The sequence below is a fragment of the Halarchaeum rubridurum genome (assembly GCF_014647115.1).
Classification (GTDB): domain Archaea; phylum Halobacteriota; class Halobacteria; order Halobacteriales; family Halobacteriaceae; genus Halarchaeum; species Halarchaeum rubridurum.
This window is the reverse complement of the sequence record NZ_BMOO01000003.1, coordinates 108,261-124,480: the sequence shown is the minus strand read 5'-3', so window position 1 is coordinate 124,480 and position 16,220 is coordinate 108,261. Positions and strand designations below refer to the sequence as shown.

At 71.3% G+C, this 16,220-nt stretch carries 20 protein-coding genes; 10 read left to right on the top strand and 10 right to left on the bottom strand.

All coding sequences use genetic code 11. The annotated features are described in order from the left end of the window. Positions 1 to 63 precede the first annotated feature (63 nt). From IEX84_RS06885 to IEX84_RS06855, 7 genes are all read right to left on the bottom strand, one after another. Positions 64 to 435, bottom strand: coding sequence for a hypothetical protein (locus IEX84_RS06885; protein WP_188871234.1), 372 nt, complete (start codon positions 433 to 435; stop codon positions 64 to 66). Between the two features lie 99 nt (positions 436 to 534). Continuing rightward, positions 535 to 1,122: a HemK2/MTQ2 family protein methyltransferase gene (locus tag IEX84_RS06880; protein ID WP_188871232.1), complete on the bottom strand. Its 588-nt coding sequence runs from the start codon at positions 1,120 to 1,122 to the stop codon at positions 535 to 537. Beyond that, a complete protein-coding gene (locus IEX84_RS06875) occupies positions 1,119 to 2,411 on the bottom strand; it encodes a mechanosensitive ion channel family protein (protein ID WP_188871230.1) in 1,293 nt (430 codons plus the stop codon). The genes IEX84_RS06880 and IEX84_RS06875 overlap by 4 nt, the downstream gene beginning before the upstream one ends. Further along, the gene (locus tag IEX84_RS06870) at positions 2,411 to 3,244 is read right to left on the bottom strand and encodes a 16S ribosomal RNA methyltransferase A (RefSeq protein WP_188871228.1); all 834 of its coding nucleotides are present in this window, start codon (positions 3,242 to 3,244) and stop codon (positions 2,411 to 2,413) included. The genes IEX84_RS06875 and IEX84_RS06870 overlap by 1 nt, the downstream gene beginning before the upstream one ends. 32 nt (positions 3,245 to 3,276) lie before the next feature. After that, positions 3,277 to 3,858: a DUF655 domain-containing protein gene (locus IEX84_RS06865; protein ID WP_188871225.1), complete on the bottom strand. Its 582-nt coding sequence runs from the start codon at positions 3,856 to 3,858 to the stop codon at positions 3,277 to 3,279. A 63-nt stretch (positions 3,859 to 3,921) separates the two neighbouring features. Continuing rightward, positions 3,922 to 4,281 carry an RNA polymerase Rpb4 family protein gene (locus tag IEX84_RS06860; RefSeq protein ID WP_188871223.1) on the bottom strand — a complete coding sequence of 120 codons (360 nt, stop codon included), beginning with the start codon at positions 4,279 to 4,281 and terminating at the stop codon, positions 3,922 to 3,924. Positions 4,282 to 4,283: 2 nt separating this feature from the next. Further along, a complete protein-coding gene (locus IEX84_RS06855; RefSeq protein ID WP_188871221.1) occupies positions 4,284 to 4,574 on the bottom strand; it encodes a 50S ribosomal protein L21e in 291 nt (96 codons plus the stop codon). A 104-nt stretch (positions 4,575 to 4,678) separates the two neighbouring features. Here IEX84_RS06855 and IEX84_RS06850 point away from each other — a divergent pair, with 104 nt between their 5' ends. Beyond that, positions 4,679 to 5,347 (top strand): MBL fold metallo-hydrolase, encoded by a 669-nt coding sequence (locus tag IEX84_RS06850; protein WP_188871219.1) that lies wholly within the window; start codon positions 4,679 to 4,681, stop codon positions 5,345 to 5,347. Between the two features lies 1 nt (position 5,348). Next, on the top strand, positions 5,349 to 6,008 hold the full coding sequence (locus IEX84_RS06845; protein ID WP_188871217.1) for a 2,5-diamino-6-(ribosylamino)-4(3H)-pyrimidinone 5'-phosphate reductase: 660 nt from the start codon (positions 5,349 to 5,351) through the stop codon (positions 6,006 to 6,008). A gap of 27 nt (positions 6,009 to 6,035) precedes the next feature. On the opposite strand, the gene IEX84_RS06840 is transcribed toward IEX84_RS06845, so the two are convergent. After that, complete coding sequence (locus IEX84_RS06840) at positions 6,036 to 6,329, bottom strand: DUF7545 family protein (protein WP_188871215.1); 294 nt, start codon at positions 6,327 to 6,329, stop codon at positions 6,036 to 6,038. 105 nt (positions 6,330 to 6,434) lie between these two features. Between IEX84_RS06840 and IEX84_RS06835 the strand changes: the two genes are divergently transcribed. Next, complete coding sequence (locus IEX84_RS06835) at positions 6,435 to 6,608, top strand: HVO_2753 family zinc finger protein (RefSeq protein WP_188871213.1); 174 nt, start codon at positions 6,435 to 6,437, stop codon at positions 6,606 to 6,608. Positions 6,609 to 6,610: 2 nt separating this feature from the next. Continuing rightward, the gene (locus IEX84_RS06830; protein WP_188871211.1) at positions 6,611 to 6,877 is read left to right on the top strand and encodes an elongation factor 1-beta; all 267 of its coding nucleotides are present in this window, start codon (positions 6,611 to 6,613) and stop codon (positions 6,875 to 6,877) included. A 95-nt stretch (positions 6,878 to 6,972) separates the two neighbouring features. Here IEX84_RS06830 and IEX84_RS06825 read toward each other — a convergent pair whose 3' ends face one another. Both IEX84_RS06825 and IEX84_RS06820 read right to left on the bottom strand, forming a co-directional pair. Continuing rightward, complete coding sequence (locus IEX84_RS06825) at positions 6,973 to 7,488, bottom strand: DUF6149 family protein (RefSeq protein WP_188871208.1); 516 nt, start codon at positions 7,486 to 7,488, stop codon at positions 6,973 to 6,975. 95 nt (positions 7,489 to 7,583) lie between these two features. Further along, positions 7,584 to 7,799, bottom strand: a complete 216-nt coding sequence (locus IEX84_RS06820; protein ID WP_209590251.1) for a hypothetical protein — start codon at positions 7,797 to 7,799, stop codon at positions 7,584 to 7,586. 100 nt (positions 7,800 to 7,899) lie between these two features. Between IEX84_RS06820 and IEX84_RS06815 the strand changes: the two genes are divergently transcribed. The 6 genes from IEX84_RS06815 to IEX84_RS06790 all read left to right on the top strand — a co-directional run bounded on the left by IEX84_RS06815 (position 7,900) and on the right by IEX84_RS06790 (position 16,200). Then, the gene (locus IEX84_RS06815) at positions 7,900 to 9,168 is read left to right on the top strand and encodes a Single-stranded DNA binding protein (RefSeq protein WP_188871206.1); all 1,269 of its coding nucleotides are present in this window, start codon (positions 7,900 to 7,902) and stop codon (positions 9,166 to 9,168) included. Beyond that, positions 9,165 to 10,967 carry a hypothetical protein gene (locus IEX84_RS06810; protein ID WP_188871204.1) on the top strand — a complete coding sequence of 601 codons (1,803 nt, stop codon included), beginning with the start codon at positions 9,165 to 9,167 and terminating at the stop codon, positions 10,965 to 10,967. Before IEX84_RS06815 ends, IEX84_RS06810 begins: the two co-directional genes overlap by 4 nt. Continuing rightward, complete coding sequence (locus tag IEX84_RS06805) at positions 10,968 to 11,708, top strand: metallophosphoesterase (RefSeq protein WP_188871202.1); 741 nt, start codon at positions 10,968 to 10,970, stop codon at positions 11,706 to 11,708. It begins immediately after the preceding gene. A 38-nt stretch (positions 11,709 to 11,746) separates the two neighbouring features. Next, the gene (locus IEX84_RS06800) at positions 11,747 to 11,902 is read left to right on the top strand and encodes a hypothetical protein (RefSeq protein WP_188871200.1); all 156 of its coding nucleotides are present in this window, start codon (positions 11,747 to 11,749) and stop codon (positions 11,900 to 11,902) included. A gap of 75 nt (positions 11,903 to 11,977) precedes the next feature. Further along, positions 11,978 to 14,821 (top strand): DEAD/DEAH box helicase, encoded by a 2,844-nt coding sequence (locus tag IEX84_RS06795; RefSeq protein ID WP_188871198.1) that lies wholly within the window; start codon positions 11,978 to 11,980, stop codon positions 14,819 to 14,821. A gap of 368 nt (positions 14,822 to 15,189) precedes the next feature. Next, positions 15,190 to 16,200 carry an ATP-binding protein gene (locus tag IEX84_RS06790; RefSeq protein ID WP_188871196.1) on the top strand — a complete coding sequence of 337 codons (1,011 nt, stop codon included), beginning with the start codon at positions 15,190 to 15,192 and terminating at the stop codon, positions 16,198 to 16,200. Positions 16,201 to 16,220: the final 20 nt, after the last annotated feature.

Sequence of the window (16,220 nt, the reverse complement as noted above, 5' to 3'; positions counted from 1 at the left end):
CGACGCGGCGCTACGGTATCGTCGCGGTTAATATTTTCTTTACCGCCGGATGAACGCCGGTAATCAGCCCTGGTCGTCGAGGGCGCGCGAGCGCAGCGTCAGGTAGACGACGGCGAGCAGGGAGTCGAGGACGGGGACGAATATCAGGCCGAGCCCGAGGAACCCCCAGTTCGCCGGGTCGGGCTCCCACGCGACGTCGGCGTCGCGAACCGCCGTCGCGTCCTTGTAGAGCGCGAGGGGGAGGAGGGCGCGCACGAGAAGCGCGATGGCGAGGAAGGGCGCGGCGGGGACGAGCAGCGCCACGAACCCGTTCGCGCCCGTCGAGGCCGAGACGAAGCCGACGAGGAGGAAGGCGAGGCAGGCCTCGGCGAGCGTCACGACGGGCATCGCCAGGACGAGCAACCACCAGCGCGAGTCCACCGACGCATCGCTCATACGCCGAGGTGGGGCGCGCCCGGACAAACACCTACCGGACGAGCGCGGAGGAAGGGCGAACGAGCGAGGACCGGGGAGGAGCGGCCGAGCGCGCGTGGGCTACCGGACGAGCTTGAGGACGGTGAGCGTCTCGAAGGGGAAGGAGTGGTCGGCGAGCGCGGCCGCGGAGAAACCGCGTTCGCCCGCGTACGCCGTCACCTCCTCGACGCCGGTGAGCGTGCTCACGAGCAGGAGGACGGAGCCGTCCGGCGCGAGGACGCGCGCGACGTCGTCGAGGAACGCCTCCACGACCTCGCGGCCCGTCTCGCCGCCCGTGAGCGCCACCTCCATCCAGTCGTCGCGCGCCGCCGCGGCGTCCGCCGGGAGATAGGGCGGGTTGAACGTCACGACGTCGAACGCGCCGTCGCAGAAGGGCGCGACGAGGTCCGCGCGCACCGCCTCGACGCCGGCGTCGCGGGCGCGCCGACACGCGTGCGGGTTCAGGTCCGCGCCGAGGACGCGCGCGTCGGTCCCGTCCGCGACGGTCGCCGCGACGTATCCCGAACCCGTCCCGACGTCGAGTACCAGGTCGTCCGCGCTCACTTCGTCGCACGCGACGTCGGCGAGCAGGCGGGAGTCCTCCGCGGGGTCGTAGACGTCCGTCTCGACGCCGCGGCGCGACGCGAGGTCCTCACCGGTGCCCGTCATCGCTCGGCCCCCGTCTCGGCGTCGCCGTTCGGGTCGGTTCCGTCGCCTCCGTCGGGTTCGCCCCCGCCGCTCTCGGCTCCATCGCTTCCAGCGTCGGCTTCATCACTCCCGTCTCCGTCGCTCTCGGCCTCGCCGTCGGCCCGTTCCGCTCCGTCGTCGTCGGCTCGCCTCTCGGCGTCGTCGCTCTCCGTCCCGGCGGTCGCTTCGTCAGTACCGTCGCGCACCCGGAAGCCGTCCGTCTCGGGGCGCGCGGAGAGCTCGCGCTGCGGGTAGGGAATCTTGACACCGTGCTCGGCGAACGCCTCGTGGACGGCCGAGATGACCGCGGTGTGTGCGCGCCACTTCCGGCGCGCGCTCGGCTTGTCGATCCAGAACCGGAGGTCGATGGTGACGGCGGAGTCGCCGAACTCGGTGAGGACGGCCTGCGGGCGCGGGACGGAGAGCACCTCCTCGAGGTCGCCCATCGTCTCCTCCGCGATTTCGACGGCGCGCTCGACGTCCGCGTCGTAGTCGACGCCGACCGCGACGTGCAGACGCAGGCGGCCCTTTCGCGAGCGATTGACGACCTCCTCGGAGCCGACGTAGTCGTTCGGGAGCATCACGTATTCGCCGTCGAACGTCTGGATGCGGGTGTTCACGATGCTGATTTCGGTGACGATTCCCTCGTTGTCCCCGACCTGCACCCAGTCGCCGATCTCGAAGGGGCGCGCGAACATCAGGACGAACCCCGCAAGGACGGCACCGAGGGTCTGTCTGGCGGCCATCCCGAGCACGATACCGAGGAACCCCGCACCGATGAGCAGCCCGGAGAGGTCGATCTCCCAGAGCCCGAGAAGCGCGAGCAGCCCCGCGAGGTAGATGCCCAACTGGGCGATCCGGAAGGCGATCTCGGCCTCGTGGTCGCTCACGCCGTCGCGGCGCTTCGCCGCGTTCTCGACGGCGCGCTTCACGACACCCGTCCCGACGTAGCCGAGCACGACGACCGCGAGCGAGACGAACGCCTTCGCGCCGAGCGTCAGCGGGTCGCCGAAGCGCTCGATGACGGTGACGAGCATCGACTGGAGTTCCCAGACGTAGATGAGCGTCCCGAGCTCGGTGACGGCGAGACAGAGCAACAACAGCCCGAGGAGGAGGTCGATGAGGCGCAGGTCGAACTCGTCGCGCAGCGACTCGCCGACGCGGCCGATGGCCCACCAGAGCGCGACGAACGCGACGAGCGAGCCGACGGAGAGCGCGAGCTGGTCCGCGTGCGCGGCGAGCGACACCCCGGCGACGAGCGGGAGCGCCATCAGGCGGGGTCACCGTGTTCGGCGGCGAGCGCCGCCAGCTCGGCGAACGTCGCGGGCGCGAGGTTCCCCGGGCGCTTCCGGAGGAGGTCCTCGTCGGCCGCCGCGACGACCGCCTCGGGGTCGTCGAGCCCCGAGATGTGCGCGGTGTTCCGGATCGCGTTCCGCACCGTCTTGCGTCGCTGCGTGAACAGCGCCTTCACGAAGTCGAGGAAGAACGCCTCGTCGTCGACCTCGTAGTCGGGGTCGCGCGGCGTCGTCCGGACGACCGCCGAGCGGACGCGGGGCTGGGGGTCGAAGGCCTCCTTCGGAATCTCCTCGACGACCTCGACGTCCGCGTAGTGCTGGGCGCTCACGCTCAGCCGACCGTACGCGTCGTCGTCGACGGACGCCGCCATCCGCTCGGCGAACTCCCGCTGGAACATCAGGACGGTCGGCTTCGCGTCGGGGAGGAGGCGGAAGGCCAGTTCGCTCGACGCCGAGTATGGGAGGTTCGAGATACAGCAGGTGTAGTCGGGGAACTCGACGTCGAGGGCGTCCCCCTCGACGACGGTGAGCGTCCCGTCGGCGACGGCGTCCGCGAACTCCTCGCGGAGGTGCGCGGCGAGGGCCGGGTCGCGCTCGACGGCCGTCACGCGGTCCGCGACGTCGAGGAGGCGCTCGGTGAGCGCGCCGGGCCCGGGGCCGATCTCCAGGACGTGCGAGCGGTCGAACGACTCCGCGTACGTCGGGATACGGTCGAGGACGCGGTCGTCGACGAGGAAGTGCTGGTCGAAATCCGGGTTCCCGCGGCCCGCGCGCCGAATGAGCGCGTCGGGGTCCCGTCGCTCGGTCATTGGCGGGGATAGACGCCCGGGTCGTGTAAACCCTACTCTCCGCGACCGCTCGGCGTGAACGCGTGGTACTTCACGTCCTCGCCCTCGAGTTCCTGGAGGACGCGCTCGACGACGATCTCCTTCGGGTCGTGGAGCCCGTCGACGCGCTCGGCGAGGTCCTCGAAGCTCTCGAAGGGCCCGCGCTTGCGTTCGTCGAGAATCTTGTCGCGGAGGGTGTCGCCGATTCCGGGGAGGAGGTTGAGCTGGTGGAGGCGCAGCGAGACCGCGCCGGCCTCGTTGTAGAAGTCGAGGAAGGGCTCCGGGTCGGCCTCGATCAGCTCCTCGACGACGTACTCCAGTTCGGATTGGGCGCCCGGGGAGAGGTCGTCGTAGTCGACCGCGTTCACCCGGCTGATGTCTGCCTCGGGGTCGGGGGCGAGGCGCACCCGGTCGCCGATGGAGACGTCCGAGTCGTCGGCCATCAGGAACTCGTAGAGCGCGAAGTCCTCGGTTCCGACGGCGAGTCCGACCTGTTCGCGCCGGAACGCCGCGCGGTCGTCGCCCGAACGGCCGTGCCGGAGCACGTCGAGGACGACGGCCTCCGTCTCGGTGCCGTCGGCTGAATCGTCGCTCATGCGCAGCAGTAGGACGAGGGGCGTCTTAAAGGGTCGGCCGACGGAACGCGGGTCGCCGCGCCGTCAGGCGTATTTGACGACGACGTCCAGCACGTCGTCGAGTTCGTCGCCGGAGAGCGCGTAGCGCTCCTGGGCGAAGACGGCACGGAGCTCGTCGCGGTTGCGCGGGAGGAGGTCCGCTATCTTCACGGCGGTCGCGGTCTCCTCGATGCCCTCCAGTTCGAGGAGCTCCTCGACGAGCTCGCGGGACTCCTCGCCTTCGAGGACGGCGAACCGGTTGACGTGTTCGACGGCGCGCGCGAGCTCGTAGCGCAGTTCGCGCTCCTCGTCGGCGGCGCGCTCGGCCTCGACGTCGGCGAGGAGCTCACGCGCCTCCGAGACGGTGAGGAACTCCTCGTCGACGGTCTCCTTGAAGATGGTCACGCTTACTCCTGCGCGCGGAGGTGCGCGGGCTTGGCGATGATCGTCTTCTCCTTGCCGCCGTCGGTGATCTGGACCTTGAACGCGCGGCCCTGTTTGCCAACGACGGTCCCGGTGTGACCGGAGAAGCGCGGGTGGAAGCGACCCTCGTTCACCGAGGGGTCGATCTTCAGGTGGACCTTCTGTCCCTCGTCGAACTCGGCGACGGCGCGCTGGGGCGGGGAGGTACCGCGCTCTCGGGGCTTGTTGGCGAGCTTGTTCCGCGTGCTGTTGAGAGGACCGTTGGAGCTCGGCATAGTCGTATGCCGACTCGTACTGGCGTCGCGGTTATAAAACGCACGTTCCCGTCTCGACCGCCGCCACCTCAACTGTTTTCCGCGCGCCGCGGCCACCGACTCGTATGGAACTCGCGCCCGGCGTCTACAGTTTCCCCGTCACCGTCTCGTATCCGAATCGCACGCTCACCATCAACCCCGCGGGCGTCGAGACGCCCGACGGCGGTCTCGTCCTCCTCGACGCGGGCTTCCCCGACACCGTCGACCTCCTCGAGGACGCACTCGCAGAGGAGGGCTTCGACTACGACGACGTCGAGTATCTCCTGCTCACTCACCAGGACGGCGACCACGCGGGCGGTGCGGTCGAGGTCGCCGAGCGCGCCGACGCTCCCGTCTTCGCGCACCGCGACGACGCGCCCGCCATCGAGGGCGCCGCGGACCCCATAAAGGGCGACCCGAGCGACCGCTACGACCCCGTCCCGGTCGACGTGCAGGTCGTCGACGGCGTCGAGATACGGACGGCCGCCGGCCCCCTCCAGGTCGTCGCCACGCCCGGACACACGCCCGGGCACATCTCCTGTTACCTGCCGGACGCCGGCGTCCTGCTCGCCGCGGACGCCTCCGTCGCGGAGGACGGCGAGCTCCTCGGGCCGAACGAGCGCTTCACGCCAGATATGGAGCGCGCCCTCGACTCCCTCGATACGCTCGCGGACCTCGCGTTCACGGACGTCCTCTGCTTCCACGGGGGGCACGCGGAGGCCGGCCCGGAGGACGTCGCGGCGCTGGCCGAGTAGGGTGGTCGTCCACGTCAACGCCGCGACGAGCGTCGACGGCAAACTCGCCTCGCGGCGACGCGAGCAACTGGCGATCAGCGGCCCCGCGGACTTCGCGCGCGTCGAGCGCGTTCGAGCCGCGAACGACGCCGTGATGGTCGGCGTCGGCACCGTGCTCGCCGACGACCCCTCGCTCACGGTCGACGACGCGGAGCTCGTCGCGGAGCGCGAGGAGCGCGGCGCGCCCCCGCAGCCGACCCGGGTCGTCGCGGACTCGACCGCCCGGACGCCCCCGGACGCCCGCGTCCTCGACGGGTCGGCCCCGACGGTCGTGCTCGTCGCGTCGAGCGCCCCCGCGGAGCGCGTCGCCGCCATCGAGGACGCGGGTGCGACGGTCGTGAGCGCGGGCGCGGAGCGCGTCGACCTCCCCGCGGCCGTCGACGAGCTGGCGGCGCGCGGCCTCGTCGACGTGATGGTCGAGGGCGGCGGCGAGCTCATCTTCTCGCTGTTCGAGGCGAGCCTCGTCGACGAGCTCAGCGTCTACGTCGGGAGCACACTCATCGGCGGCCGGGACGCGCCGACGCTCGCCGACGGCGAGGGGTTCGTCGCGGACTACCCGGACCTCGACCTCGTCGGCGTCGAGCGGATCGACGACGGCGTGCTGTTGCGCTACGACTGCTGAGCCGCGGTGGGAGAAGGGGAGTTCGCGTTAGTGCGAGTGGCCGGTCGCCTCGCCGTACGTGACGCCGAAGCGCTCCTCGAAGGCGTCGAGCGTCGCGCCCTCGATAGCTTCGAGTTCGTCGCTGGCGTCGCCCTCGCCGTGGTGGGCGAGCGTGTGCGCGCGGTTGGCGAAGCCCATCAGGGCGATGTCGGCGACGACCTGCGCCATCGACTCGTCGTCCTCCTCGCTGAGTAGATCGACGAGTCCCGCGGGAATCTCGACCTCGTCGCTACCGTCCGGACCGTCGACGCTGAACGTCACGTTCTCGACTGCATCGGTCATGGGTTCGCGCTTCGCGGGTGTGACGCAAAAGCCTGCCGAAGCCCCGGACGCGCCGACGGAGCGAGAAGGAAGAGTTAAAACCGCTCGCGCGGCTACCCTGTTCGTATGAGCGAAGCACGACAGGCGCGCAAGTGCGTCTCCTGTGGGATCAACATCTCCGGCACGAACGCCGCGTCGTTCAAGTGCCCGGACTGCGGCCAGCAGATATACCGCTGCGCGAAGTGCCGCAAGCAGAGCAACCTCTACGAGTGTCCCGACTGCGGGTTCCGGGGGCCGTAACGATGGGGAAGGTCGCCGCCGTCCTCAAGGTCATGCCGCAGAGCCCCGACATCGACCTCGACGAGCTGAAGGAGGACCTCGAAGACTCGCTCCCCGAGGGCGCGAAGCTCCGCGGGTTCGAGCAGGAGGAGGTCGCCTTCGGTCTCGTCGCGCTCCTCTCCACGGTCGTCGTCCCCGACGACGCCGGCGGCACCGAGGCCGTCGAGGACGCCTTCACGAACGTCGAGGGCGTCGAGTCCGTCCAGGTCCAGGAAACCGGCCGCCTGTAAGACGCGCTTCGCTTTCTCGGACGGCGCAGCCGTCCCTTCGTTTTCACCCCCGTGGAGCGACGCGGCCGTCCCGCGTCGTCCGCACCGCGATTCGGTCACTCCCGGAGCCACGCGCGCTCCGTGTGGCGGTAGATGCCGTCGACGTGACCGGGTTCGGCGATCGGGTAGTCGCCGTTCAGCCGCTCGGGCGTCTCCGGCGCGGCCGGGAGCCCGCCCGGCGGCGCGAACTCGCCGAACGGGCGCTCGGGCGTGCAGCCGTGGCGCTCGAAGAAGTCGCGGTACTTCTCGTAGTAGGCCTCTCGTTCCTCCGGCGGGAACTCCAGCAGTTCGCCCCAGCCGTGCGCGTAGAAGTCGAGTGCGCCCTGGATGTGCGTGATTTCGCGGGCGTGACTCTCCGGGTAGCCCTCGGCGAGCGCGCACTCGTAGACGTCGACGGAGGCGTCGAAGAGCGCCCGAAAGTGCGCCTCGCGGGCGTCGGCGTCACGCTCGCTCGCGTCGGTGAAGAAGTCCGTGTGGAGGTCGACGAGCCAGTCGCGGACGAACCCCCGGACGACGGGGACGTCGAGGGCGAGCTGCGCGACGTAGTTGCGCCACGTCTGGTAGAGTCGCATATCGGTGCCTGCGGCGGCGCTCACAAGGGCGTTCGGGCCGCGGCGTCGGCGGGCGACCGGGTCCCGTTCACGTCCGAGCGGCGTCGGTCCCGCCTTCAGCGTCCGACCTCGTCGCGGACGACGTAGTAGAGGACCCAGACGACGAGGTTTCCGAAGAACGCGCCGAGCGCCCACGCGAGGGCGTGACGGCTGTGCCGGCGCTTCGCGTCCCGGTAGACGAGGTACGCGATTGCGAGCTGGACGACCAGAAGGAGAAGCGGGAGGAGCGAGCCCGCGCCGACGGCGGCGAGCGGGAGGGCAATGAGCGTCACGCCGGCACCGAGGGTGGACGCCCCCTTGAACGTTCGCTTCCCGCTACACGCGCGCCCGCGCGAGGAACGCTTTTACGGCGGCCGGTCCAACGGACACGTGATGGAAATCGACCGACACGCCGAGGAGCTCGCCTCCGACCTCGGTGTCGACAAAGAGGAGGTCGCAGAGGGACTCCGCAATCTCGTGGAGTACAGCGTACCGATGGAGGAGGCCAAGCAGAGCCTCCGCCGGAAGTACGGCGGCGACACCGGGTCCTCGTCCGCGCCGACGTCCGCGGACCTCGCGGACGTGACGCCCGACTCGGGCAACGTCACCGTGACCGCGGTGGTCCTGACCGTCGGCAAGCGCTCGATCCGGTACAACGGCGACGACCACGTCATCTTCGAGGGCGAACTCGCCGACGAGAGCGGGAAGCTCTCCTACACCGCGTGGGAGGACTTCGGCCTCGAGGCCGGCGACGTCGTCCGCATCGGGAACGCGAGCGTCCGGGAGTACGAGGGGCACCCCGAGGTGAACTTCGGGGAGTCCGCGACGGTGAGCGTCGTCGACGAACCGCTCGACGTCCCCTACGAGGTCGGCGGCGAGGCCGACCTCACAGACCTCGAAGCCGGCGACCGCGGCGTGACGCTGGACGTCCGCGTCGTCGAAGTCGAGCGCAAGACCATCGACGGGCGCGACGGCGAGACGGAAATCCTCTCCGGCGTCCTCGGTGACGAGACGGCGCGCCTCCCCTTCACGGCGTGGGAGGTCGTCCCCGCCCTCACCGAGGAGGGCGCGAGCGTGCACGTCGAGAACGCGTACGTCCGGGAGTTCCGCGGCGTCCCCTCGGTGAACGTCTCCGAGTTCTCCGTCGTGACGGAGCGCGAACCCGTCGAGGTCGGCGGGCCAACGCGACTGTCGATACGCGAGGCCGTCTCCGGCGGCGGCGCGTACGACGTCGAACTCGTCGGGAACGTCATCGAGGTCCGGGACGGCTCCGGGCTGATCGAGCGCTGCCCGGAGTGCGGGCGCGTCATCCAGAAGGGCCAATGTCGCACCCACGGCGAGGTCGAGGGCGAGGACGACCTGCGCGTGAAGGCGATCCTCGACGACGGGACGGGGACCGCGACCGCGATTCTCGACCGCGAGCTGACCGAGGACGTCTACGGCGGCACCCTCGAAGACGCCCTCGACGCCGCGCGGGACGCGATGGACCGCGAGGTCGTCGCGGACGACATCCGCGAGTCCGTCGTCGGGAAGGAGTACGCGGTGCGCGGACACCTCTCCGTGGACGAGTACGGCGCGAACCTCGAAACGATTCGGTTCCGCGAGAGCGCGGACGAGCCGGCCGAGCGGGCGCACGAGCTGCTCGCGGAGGTGGGCGCGTGAGTCAGTCCGACGGGGACGACGGCGAGGAGCGCCCGAGCCGCGAGGTCGCGTGGCGGCTGTTCGCCGCGGAGTTCGACGACGCGGACTACCAGTACGCGGAGAGCGACGAGGAGCGCGCCCCGAACTACGTCGTGACGCCGACGGGCGCGCGCGTCAACCGGCTGTTCGCGGTCGGCGTCCTCACCTCGGTCGAGCAGGTGAACGAGGACGTCGTGCGGGCGCGCGTCGTCGACCCGACGGGCGCGTTCGTCGTCTACGCCGGCCAGTACCAGCCGGACGCGCTCGCGTCGCTGGAGAACGCGGACGTGCCGTCGTTCGTCGCGGTGACGGGGAAGGCACGGACGTTCTCCCCGGAGGACTCCGAGCAGGTGTACACCTCGATCCGCCCGGAGAGCGTGAACGCCGTCACGCCCGAGACGCGCGACCGCTGGGTCGTCTCGACGGCCGAGCGGACGCTCGCACGAATCAGCACGTTCGCGGACGCCCTCGACATGCCGGAGCGCGGCGACGACCTGACGGACGCGCTCGTCGACCGCGGCGCGCCGTACGGCCTCGCCTCCGGGATTTCGCACGCCGTCGACCACTACGGGACGACGCCGGCGTACCTCGCGGCGGTCCGCGAGCTCGCGCTCGACGCGACGCGCGTCGTCGCGGGGGACCTGGACGAAGTCGAGGACCTCGCGCTCGCGCCGAGCGAGGGCGACGGGACGGACGTCGACCTCTCCTACGCCGACGCGGCGCTCGCGGACGTCGAGGCGAGCGCGGAGAGCGCGGCGGACGAGGCCGACGCGACGCCCGGCGAGCGCGTCGAGGCGACGCCGGAGGGCGAGACGGTCACGGACGACACCGAGCCCTCGCCGGACGACGTCGCGGTCGAGGCAGGCGCGGAGCCCGAGCCGTCGGATGAGTCGGCGGAGGCCGAGGCGACCGAGTCGGAATCCCCCGACGCGGAGCCTGTCGAAGCGACGACCGAGTCGGAACCCGTCGAAACGGGGTCGGGGGAGGCCGAGCCCACGGACGAGAGCGACGCGACGGCCGATGTCGCGGCCGCGCGCACCGAGGCGACGCCGGAAGGTGAGACGGCCACGACCGAGGCCGAGCCCTCGCCGGACGACTTCGACGGCTCGCCCGACGACGCGGAACCGGAGGCCGAGTCCGACGCGGAGGCGGGCCTCGACACCGGTATGGAGTCCGGCGACGTGTCGAGCGGGGCCGACGCCGCGGCGAGCGACGACGCGGCCGAGGGCGAGGACGAACAGTGGGAGATGGACGAGGAGACCCGCGCGGAGGTCGAAGAGGAGTTCGACGTCGGCTTCTCGACCGGCGGCGACATCCCCGAGGGCGGCGAATCCGACCTCGCGGCGGACGAGGAGCCCGCGGCCGCGACCGGGGCGGAGTCGGCGTCCGAGCCCGAACCCGAGAGCGCGGGGTCGGAGTCGGGCAGCGACGGCGACCTCGGCGACTTCGAGTCCGGCGGCGGCTTCGGCGACGAGGCCGACGAGCCGGACACGAACGCGGACGCGGATGACCTCGACGACTTCACCGAGGCCGAGTACGACGAGCCGGAGAGCGACGCCGAGGACGCCGAGTCCGCGCCGCCGGACGTCGACCTCGAGGACCTCGTGGTGGACTACATGGACGTCCTCGACGACGGCGACGGCGCGGAGCGCGACGAGCTCGTGCGCACCGTGCTGGAGGAGACGGAGGCCGACGAGGACGCCATCGCCGAGGCGATACAGTCGGCGCTGATGAGCGGGCGGTGTTACGAGTCCGGCGACGACCACCTGAAGGCCATCTAGATGGCGCGGGTCGAGCCCGTCCCGGGGCGGCCCGCGGCGGTCGCGGACTGCGGCGACGAGTCGGCACTCGTGGTCGCGGACTACCACGCGGGCATCGAGGCGTCGCTGCGCCGCGAGGGTCTCGAAGCCCCCTCGCGGGCCGACGAGCGCCGCGAGCGCGTGCTGTCGCTCGTCGTCGAGACCGGCGCGGAGCGCGTCGTCTTCCTCGGCGACCTCGGCCACCGTATCGGCGCGCCGCGGGGCGCGGAGCTGGACGAGCTCGAAACGCTCGTCGCCGAGCTCCCGGTGCCGGTCACGCTCGTCCGCGGGAACCACGACGGCGGGCTCGCCGACGTCCTCGACGTCGAGGTGACGCCCGCCGAGGGCGTCCGGCTCGGCGACGTGGGGTTCTGCCACGGCCACACGTGGCCGAGTCGGGCGGTCCTCGACGCCGGCGTGGTCTGCGTGGGCCACGAGCACCCCGCGGTGAAGCTGTCGGACGAGGTGGGCGGCGGCCGCGTCGAGCGCGTCTGGCTCCGCGGGCCGCTCGTCGCCGACCCGTTCGTCGCGCGGGAGGTCGAGACGAACGGCGACCTCTCGGGCGAGCTCGTCGTCTGCCCGGCGTTCAACGACTACAGCGGCGGGACGTGGGTGAACGTCGAGGGCCAGGGGTTCCTCGCGCCGTTCCTCCCGGAGGCGTGCCCGGACGCGCAGGCCTACTTGCTGGACGGCACGCGTCTCGGGCCGTACCGCGGCCTCTGAGTGCCGGGGACTATCCGTTCGCGGGCCGTCCCGTGCGTATGGCTCGCTCGACGCTCGGCTGGTCGCTCCTCTCGTCCGGTGTCGTCACGCTCCTGTTGCTCGTCCTGCCCGGCGATTCGCTCTGGTGGGGGCTCGCGCTCCTAATCGCGGGGGTCGTCCTCCTGTGGCGACGCGGACGCGAGCGCCGGTACTGATAGTTCTCCCGCGCGCTTCGGGCGACGCTCGCGGCCGCCGAGTGGCTTAACTCGCCCGCGGCCCTTCGTCCGGTGATGAGCGAGACCGGCGTCGTGGACGCGTTCGCCCGCCTCGGCGACGACGTGCGCGCGGCGCTCTCAGAACGCGGCTTCGACACGCCGACGGAGCCACAGCGCCGCGCGATTCCGCCGCTCGTCGCCGGCCACAACGCGCTCGTCGTCGCGCCGACGGGCACCGGGAAGACGGAGACGGCGATGCTACCCGTGCTCGACGCCATCGTCCAGCGCAAGGCCGAGGGGCACGTCCACGGTATCAGCGCGCTCTACGTCACGCCCTTGCGGGCGCTGAACCGCGACATGCGCGAGCGCCTCGACTGGTGGGGGGAGGCCCTCGATATCGAGGTGGACGTCCGACACGGCGACACCTCGGACTACCGGCGCTCGCAGCAGGCGGACGACCCGCCGGACGTGCTCGTGACGACGCCCGAGACCCTGCAGGCGATGTTGACGGGCGAGAAACTGCGGACCGCGCTGAGCGACGTCGAGCACGTCGTGATCGACGAGGTGCACGAGCTCGCGGGCGCGAAGCGCGGCGCGCAACTGACAATCGGCCTCGAACGACTGCGCGAGCTCTCGGGGGCGTTCCAGCGCGTCGGCCTGTCGGCGACGGTCGGCGACCCCGAGGAGGTCGGAAAGTTCCTCACGGGCGGGCGCGACTGCGACGTTATCGAGGTGGACGTCACCTCGCTGGTCGAGTTCGACGTCGTCGCGCCCGAAATCCGGGAGTCGGACGAGCGCCTCGGGAACGAGCTCGTGACGAGCGCGGAGATGGCGAGTCACGTGCGCGCGATACGCGAGCTCGTCGAGCGCCACGACTCGACGCTCGTCTTCGTGAACACGCGCCAGACGGCGGAAGCGCTCGGCTCGCGCTTCAAGGAGCTCGACGACGGCATCGATATCGGCGTCCACCACGGGAGCCTGGCGAAGGAGGCGCGCATCGAGGTCGAGGACGCGTTCAAGGCCGGGGAGCTGGACGCGATGCTCTGTACGTCCTCGATGGAGCTCGGCATCGACGTCGGGCACATCGACCACGTCGTCCAGTACAACAGCCCGCGGGAGGTCGCGCGCCTCCTCCAGCGCGTCGGGCGCGCCGGCCACCGCCGCGACGCGGTCTCGACGGGGACGATAGTCGCCACGCATCCCGATGAGGTCGCGGAAGCGCTCGCCATCGCGCGCCGCGCGAGCGCGGGGCACGTCGAGACCGTCGACATCCACCACGGGAGCCTCGACACGGTGGCGAACCAGATTGCGGGGATAGCCATGGGCTTCGGCGACGTCGCCGCGCGCCGCGCGTATCGGGTCGTCACGCGCGCCTACCCCTTTTGCGACCTCGACGAGGCGACGTTCCGCGAGGTGGTGCGCGAACTCCACACGAACCGGGTGCTCTACTTGAACGAAGAGGCGGACGAACTCTCCTCCTCGGGGACGTGGCAGTACGTCTACGCGAACCTCTCGATGATCCCCGACGAGGAGACCTACGAGGTGTACGACATGGCGGCGGGCCGGCAGGTCGGGACGCTCGACGAGCGCTTCGTCGTGAACTTCGCGGAGCCCGGCGAGACGTTCGTCCAGCGCGGCGAGATGTGGCGCATCGCGGAGATCGACGAGGAGGAGTCGCGGGTGAACGTCTCCCCCATCGCCGACCCGAGCGGCGAGGTGCCGTCGTGGACTGGCTCGGAGATTCCGGTGCCGTCCGGCGTCGCCCAGGAGGTCGGCGAACTCCGCGCGGCCGCGGGCGCGCAGTTCGAGCGCGGCGCCGACACCGAGAGCGTCGCGCGCGACGTCGCCGGGCGCTACCCCGCGGACGCCGACACCGTCGCCGCGGCGCTCGACCCCCTCGCGCGACAGGTCGAGGCCGAGGCCCCGCTCCCGACCGACGACCGAATCCTCATCGAGGCGCAGGGCCGCGCCATCACGCTGAACGCCGCGTTCGGCCACGAGATAAACGAGACGCTCGGCCGACTGCTCTCCGCGCTCGTCGGTCAGCGCACCGGCTCGTCGGTCGGCCTCGACGCCGGCCCGTACCGGATCGAGCTCGAAGTCCCGCAGGGCGTCCGCGCGAGCGAGGTCGAGGCCGTGCTCCGCGAGACCGACCCCGCGCACGTCGCCGCGCTCCTCGAGCTCTCCCTGAAGGGCTCGGACACGCTGAAGTTCACGCTCGCGCAGGTCGCCGCGAAGTTCGGCGCGCTCGACCGCTCGAAGGGCCGCGGCGTCGGCTTCTCGCGCATCCTGAGCGCCCTGGAGGACACCCCGGTCTACGACGAGGCGCTCCGCGAGGTGTTCCACACCGACCTCGACGTCGAGGGCGCGAGCGACGTCCTCGAACGCATCCAGTCCGACGACCTCGCCGTCGTCCGCCACGGCGAACGCACCCCCATCGGCGTCGGCGGGCGCTCCTCCGGACAGGAGCTCCTCACGCCCGAGAACGCCGACGCGAGCGTCGTGAAGGCCGTAAAGGAGCGGCTCATGGACGACCGCGTGAACCTCGTCTGTCTCCACTGCGACGACTGGGAGCAGGAGACGAAGGTCCGACGCGTCCGCGAGCAACCTGAGTGTCCGCGCTGTGGCTCCACGCGAGTCGCCGCGCTCTCCCCGTGGGCGGACGACGTCGTCGCGGCCCTGAACGCCGCCCCCGACGACCGCGACGACGAGCAGGAGAAGATGGTCCGGCGCGCCTACCGGAACGCGAGCATCGTCCAGAGCCACGGGAAGAAGGCCGTCGTCGCGCTCGCCGCCCGCGGCGTCGGCCCCCAGAACGCCGCCCGCGTCATCAACAACCACCGCGAGGACGACGCCGACTTCTACCGCGACATCCTCGAACGCGAACGCGAGTACGCCCGGACCAAGGCCTTCTGGTGAACTTTTTTGCCGCTCGGGTCGCGCAGAACGCGACCCCTCGCGGCAAAAACCTTCACTAAAAACTCCCGCGAGCGCCGCCGGCGCTCGCGGTGCGGCCCGCGGGGTCGGTCCGCACCCTACACCCGCCACCGCGACGCACCCACCGACACGCGCCACACCTCCGCGACGCACCCGCCACCGCGGCGCTCCCCCACACCCCACTCCGCACCCTACACCCCGCACCGCGCCGCCACGCACCGCGTCCGTTCGTCGCGCGCGACGCCCCGCCGCGTCCGGGTCCCCGAGCCGAGCGACGCCACACCCCGGTGATACCGGGCGTAGATGAGCAATTCTTTATCAGCCAGCGCGCCGATGGGCCGACGAACACCATGAAACCCCTCCGGTTCGCGGCGACGGCGTCGCTCTCCCTCACGGGCGTCGTCCTCCTCGTCCCGATCCTCGACCACCTGCTCACCGGGCCGCCGGCGCTCGGCATCGTCCTCGGCGTCGCGGGTGTGCTCGTCTCGCTCGGCCTCGTGGCCGTGGGCGCGGTCGTCTACCGTCTGGACGTCTCGCAGACGAACGCCGTCCGGATCGCGGGCTGGAACTTCCTCGGTATCGTCGTCCTCGGCGCCGTCTTCACCCTGTTGTTTACCTACCGGCCGGTCGAGGACGCCGGCTTCCTCTTCGCGGTCGCGCTCTCCGCTGGCGCCGTCGCGCACGTCATCATCGGCGTCTACGACGTCCGACGCATCCGCGCGGAGGAACTCGCCACCGAACGCGAGCGCCTCGCCGTCCTCAACACGCTCGTCCGGCACAACCTCCGCCACGAGGCCCAGCGCCTCCTCTTCGCGGTCGAGCGGGTCCGTGAGACCGACCCGGAGACCGCGGCGGCGGTCGAGGCCGTCGCGGACGACCTCTCCGAGATGAACGAGAACGTCCACGCGGTCGAGGAGGCCTTCGACACGGAACCGACGGAGGTCGACGTCGCCGAGACCTGTCGCGGGGTCGTCGCGGACGCCCGCGAGGAGTACGGCGTCGAGGTATCGCTCGACGCGCCCGAATCGGCGAGCGTCCGCGCGAGCGAGTACCTGCGCAACGCCGTCGGCGAACTCGTCGAGAACGCCGCGGAGCACGCCGGGGACGACCCGGCGGTCGAAATCGACGTGACGCGCGAGGGCCGGACGGTCGAACTCACCGTCGCGGACGACGGGCCGGGTATCCCCGAGTCCGAGCGCGAACTCGTCGCGGGCGACCGGGAGATAACGCAACTCGAACACGGGAGCGGCCTCGGCCTCTGGCTCGTCCGCTGGATCATCGAGGAGTACGGCGGGGAGGTCGAGTTCGGCGAGTCCGACCTCGGCGGCGCGGCCGTCACGCTCTCGCTCCCGCGAGCGTAGTCCCGAACCGGGCTCTCGGT

What these genes read in the sequence shown, in the direction of transcription:
- IEX84_RS06865 (WP_188871225.1), bottom strand. Translation starts at nt 3,858, where the DNA reads ATGAGCGACGATTCAGCCGACGGCACCGAGACGGAGGCCGTCGTCCTC.
- IEX84_RS06795 (WP_188871198.1), top strand. Translation starts at nt 11,978, where the DNA reads ATGAGCGAGACCGGCGTCGTGGACGCGTTCGCCCGCCTCGGCGACGAC.
- IEX84_RS06825 (WP_188871208.1), bottom strand. Translation starts at nt 7,488, where the DNA reads ATGCGACTCTACCAGACGTGGCGCAACTACGTCGCGCAGCTCGCCCTC.
- IEX84_RS06875 (WP_188871230.1), bottom strand. Translation starts at nt 2,411, where the DNA reads ATGGCGCTCCCGCTCGTCGCCGGGGTGTCGCTCGCCGCGCACGCGGAC.
- IEX84_RS06885 (WP_188871234.1), bottom strand. Translation starts at nt 435, where the DNA reads ATGAGCGATGCGTCGGTGGACTCGCGCTGGTGGTTGCTCGTCCTGGCG.
- IEX84_RS06815 (WP_188871206.1), top strand. Translation starts at nt 7,900, where the DNA reads ATGGAAATCGACCGACACGCCGAGGAGCTCGCCTCCGACCTCGGTGTC.
- IEX84_RS06790 (WP_188871196.1), top strand. Translation starts at nt 15,190, where the DNA reads ATGAAACCCCTCCGGTTCGCGGCGACGGCGTCGCTCTCCCTCACGGGC.
- IEX84_RS06805 (WP_188871202.1), top strand. Translation starts at nt 10,968, where the DNA reads ATGGCGCGGGTCGAGCCCGTCCCGGGGCGGCCCGCGGCGGTCGCGGAC.
- IEX84_RS06855 (WP_188871221.1), bottom strand. Translation starts at nt 4,574, where the DNA reads ATGCCGAGCTCCAACGGTCCTCTCAACAGCACGCGGAACAAGCTCGCC.
- IEX84_RS06835 (WP_188871213.1), top strand. Translation starts at nt 6,435, where the DNA reads ATGAGCGAAGCACGACAGGCGCGCAAGTGCGTCTCCTGTGGGATCAAC.
- IEX84_RS06850 (WP_188871219.1), top strand. Translation starts at nt 4,679, where the DNA reads ATGGAACTCGCGCCCGGCGTCTACAGTTTCCCCGTCACCGTCTCGTAT.
- IEX84_RS06880 (WP_188871232.1), bottom strand. Translation starts at nt 1,122, where the DNA reads ATGACGGGCACCGGTGAGGACCTCGCGTCGCGCCGCGGCGTCGAGACG.
- IEX84_RS06870 (WP_188871228.1), bottom strand. Translation starts at nt 3,244, where the DNA reads ATGACCGAGCGACGGGACCCCGACGCGCTCATTCGGCGCGCGGGCCGC.
- IEX84_RS06800 (WP_188871200.1), top strand. Translation starts at nt 11,747, where the DNA reads ATGGCTCGCTCGACGCTCGGCTGGTCGCTCCTCTCGTCCGGTGTCGTC.
- IEX84_RS06830 (WP_188871211.1), top strand. Translation starts at nt 6,611, where the DNA reads ATGGGGAAGGTCGCCGCCGTCCTCAAGGTCATGCCGCAGAGCCCCGAC.
- IEX84_RS06840 (WP_188871215.1), bottom strand. Translation starts at nt 6,329, where the DNA reads ATGACCGATGCAGTCGAGAACGTGACGTTCAGCGTCGACGGTCCGGAC.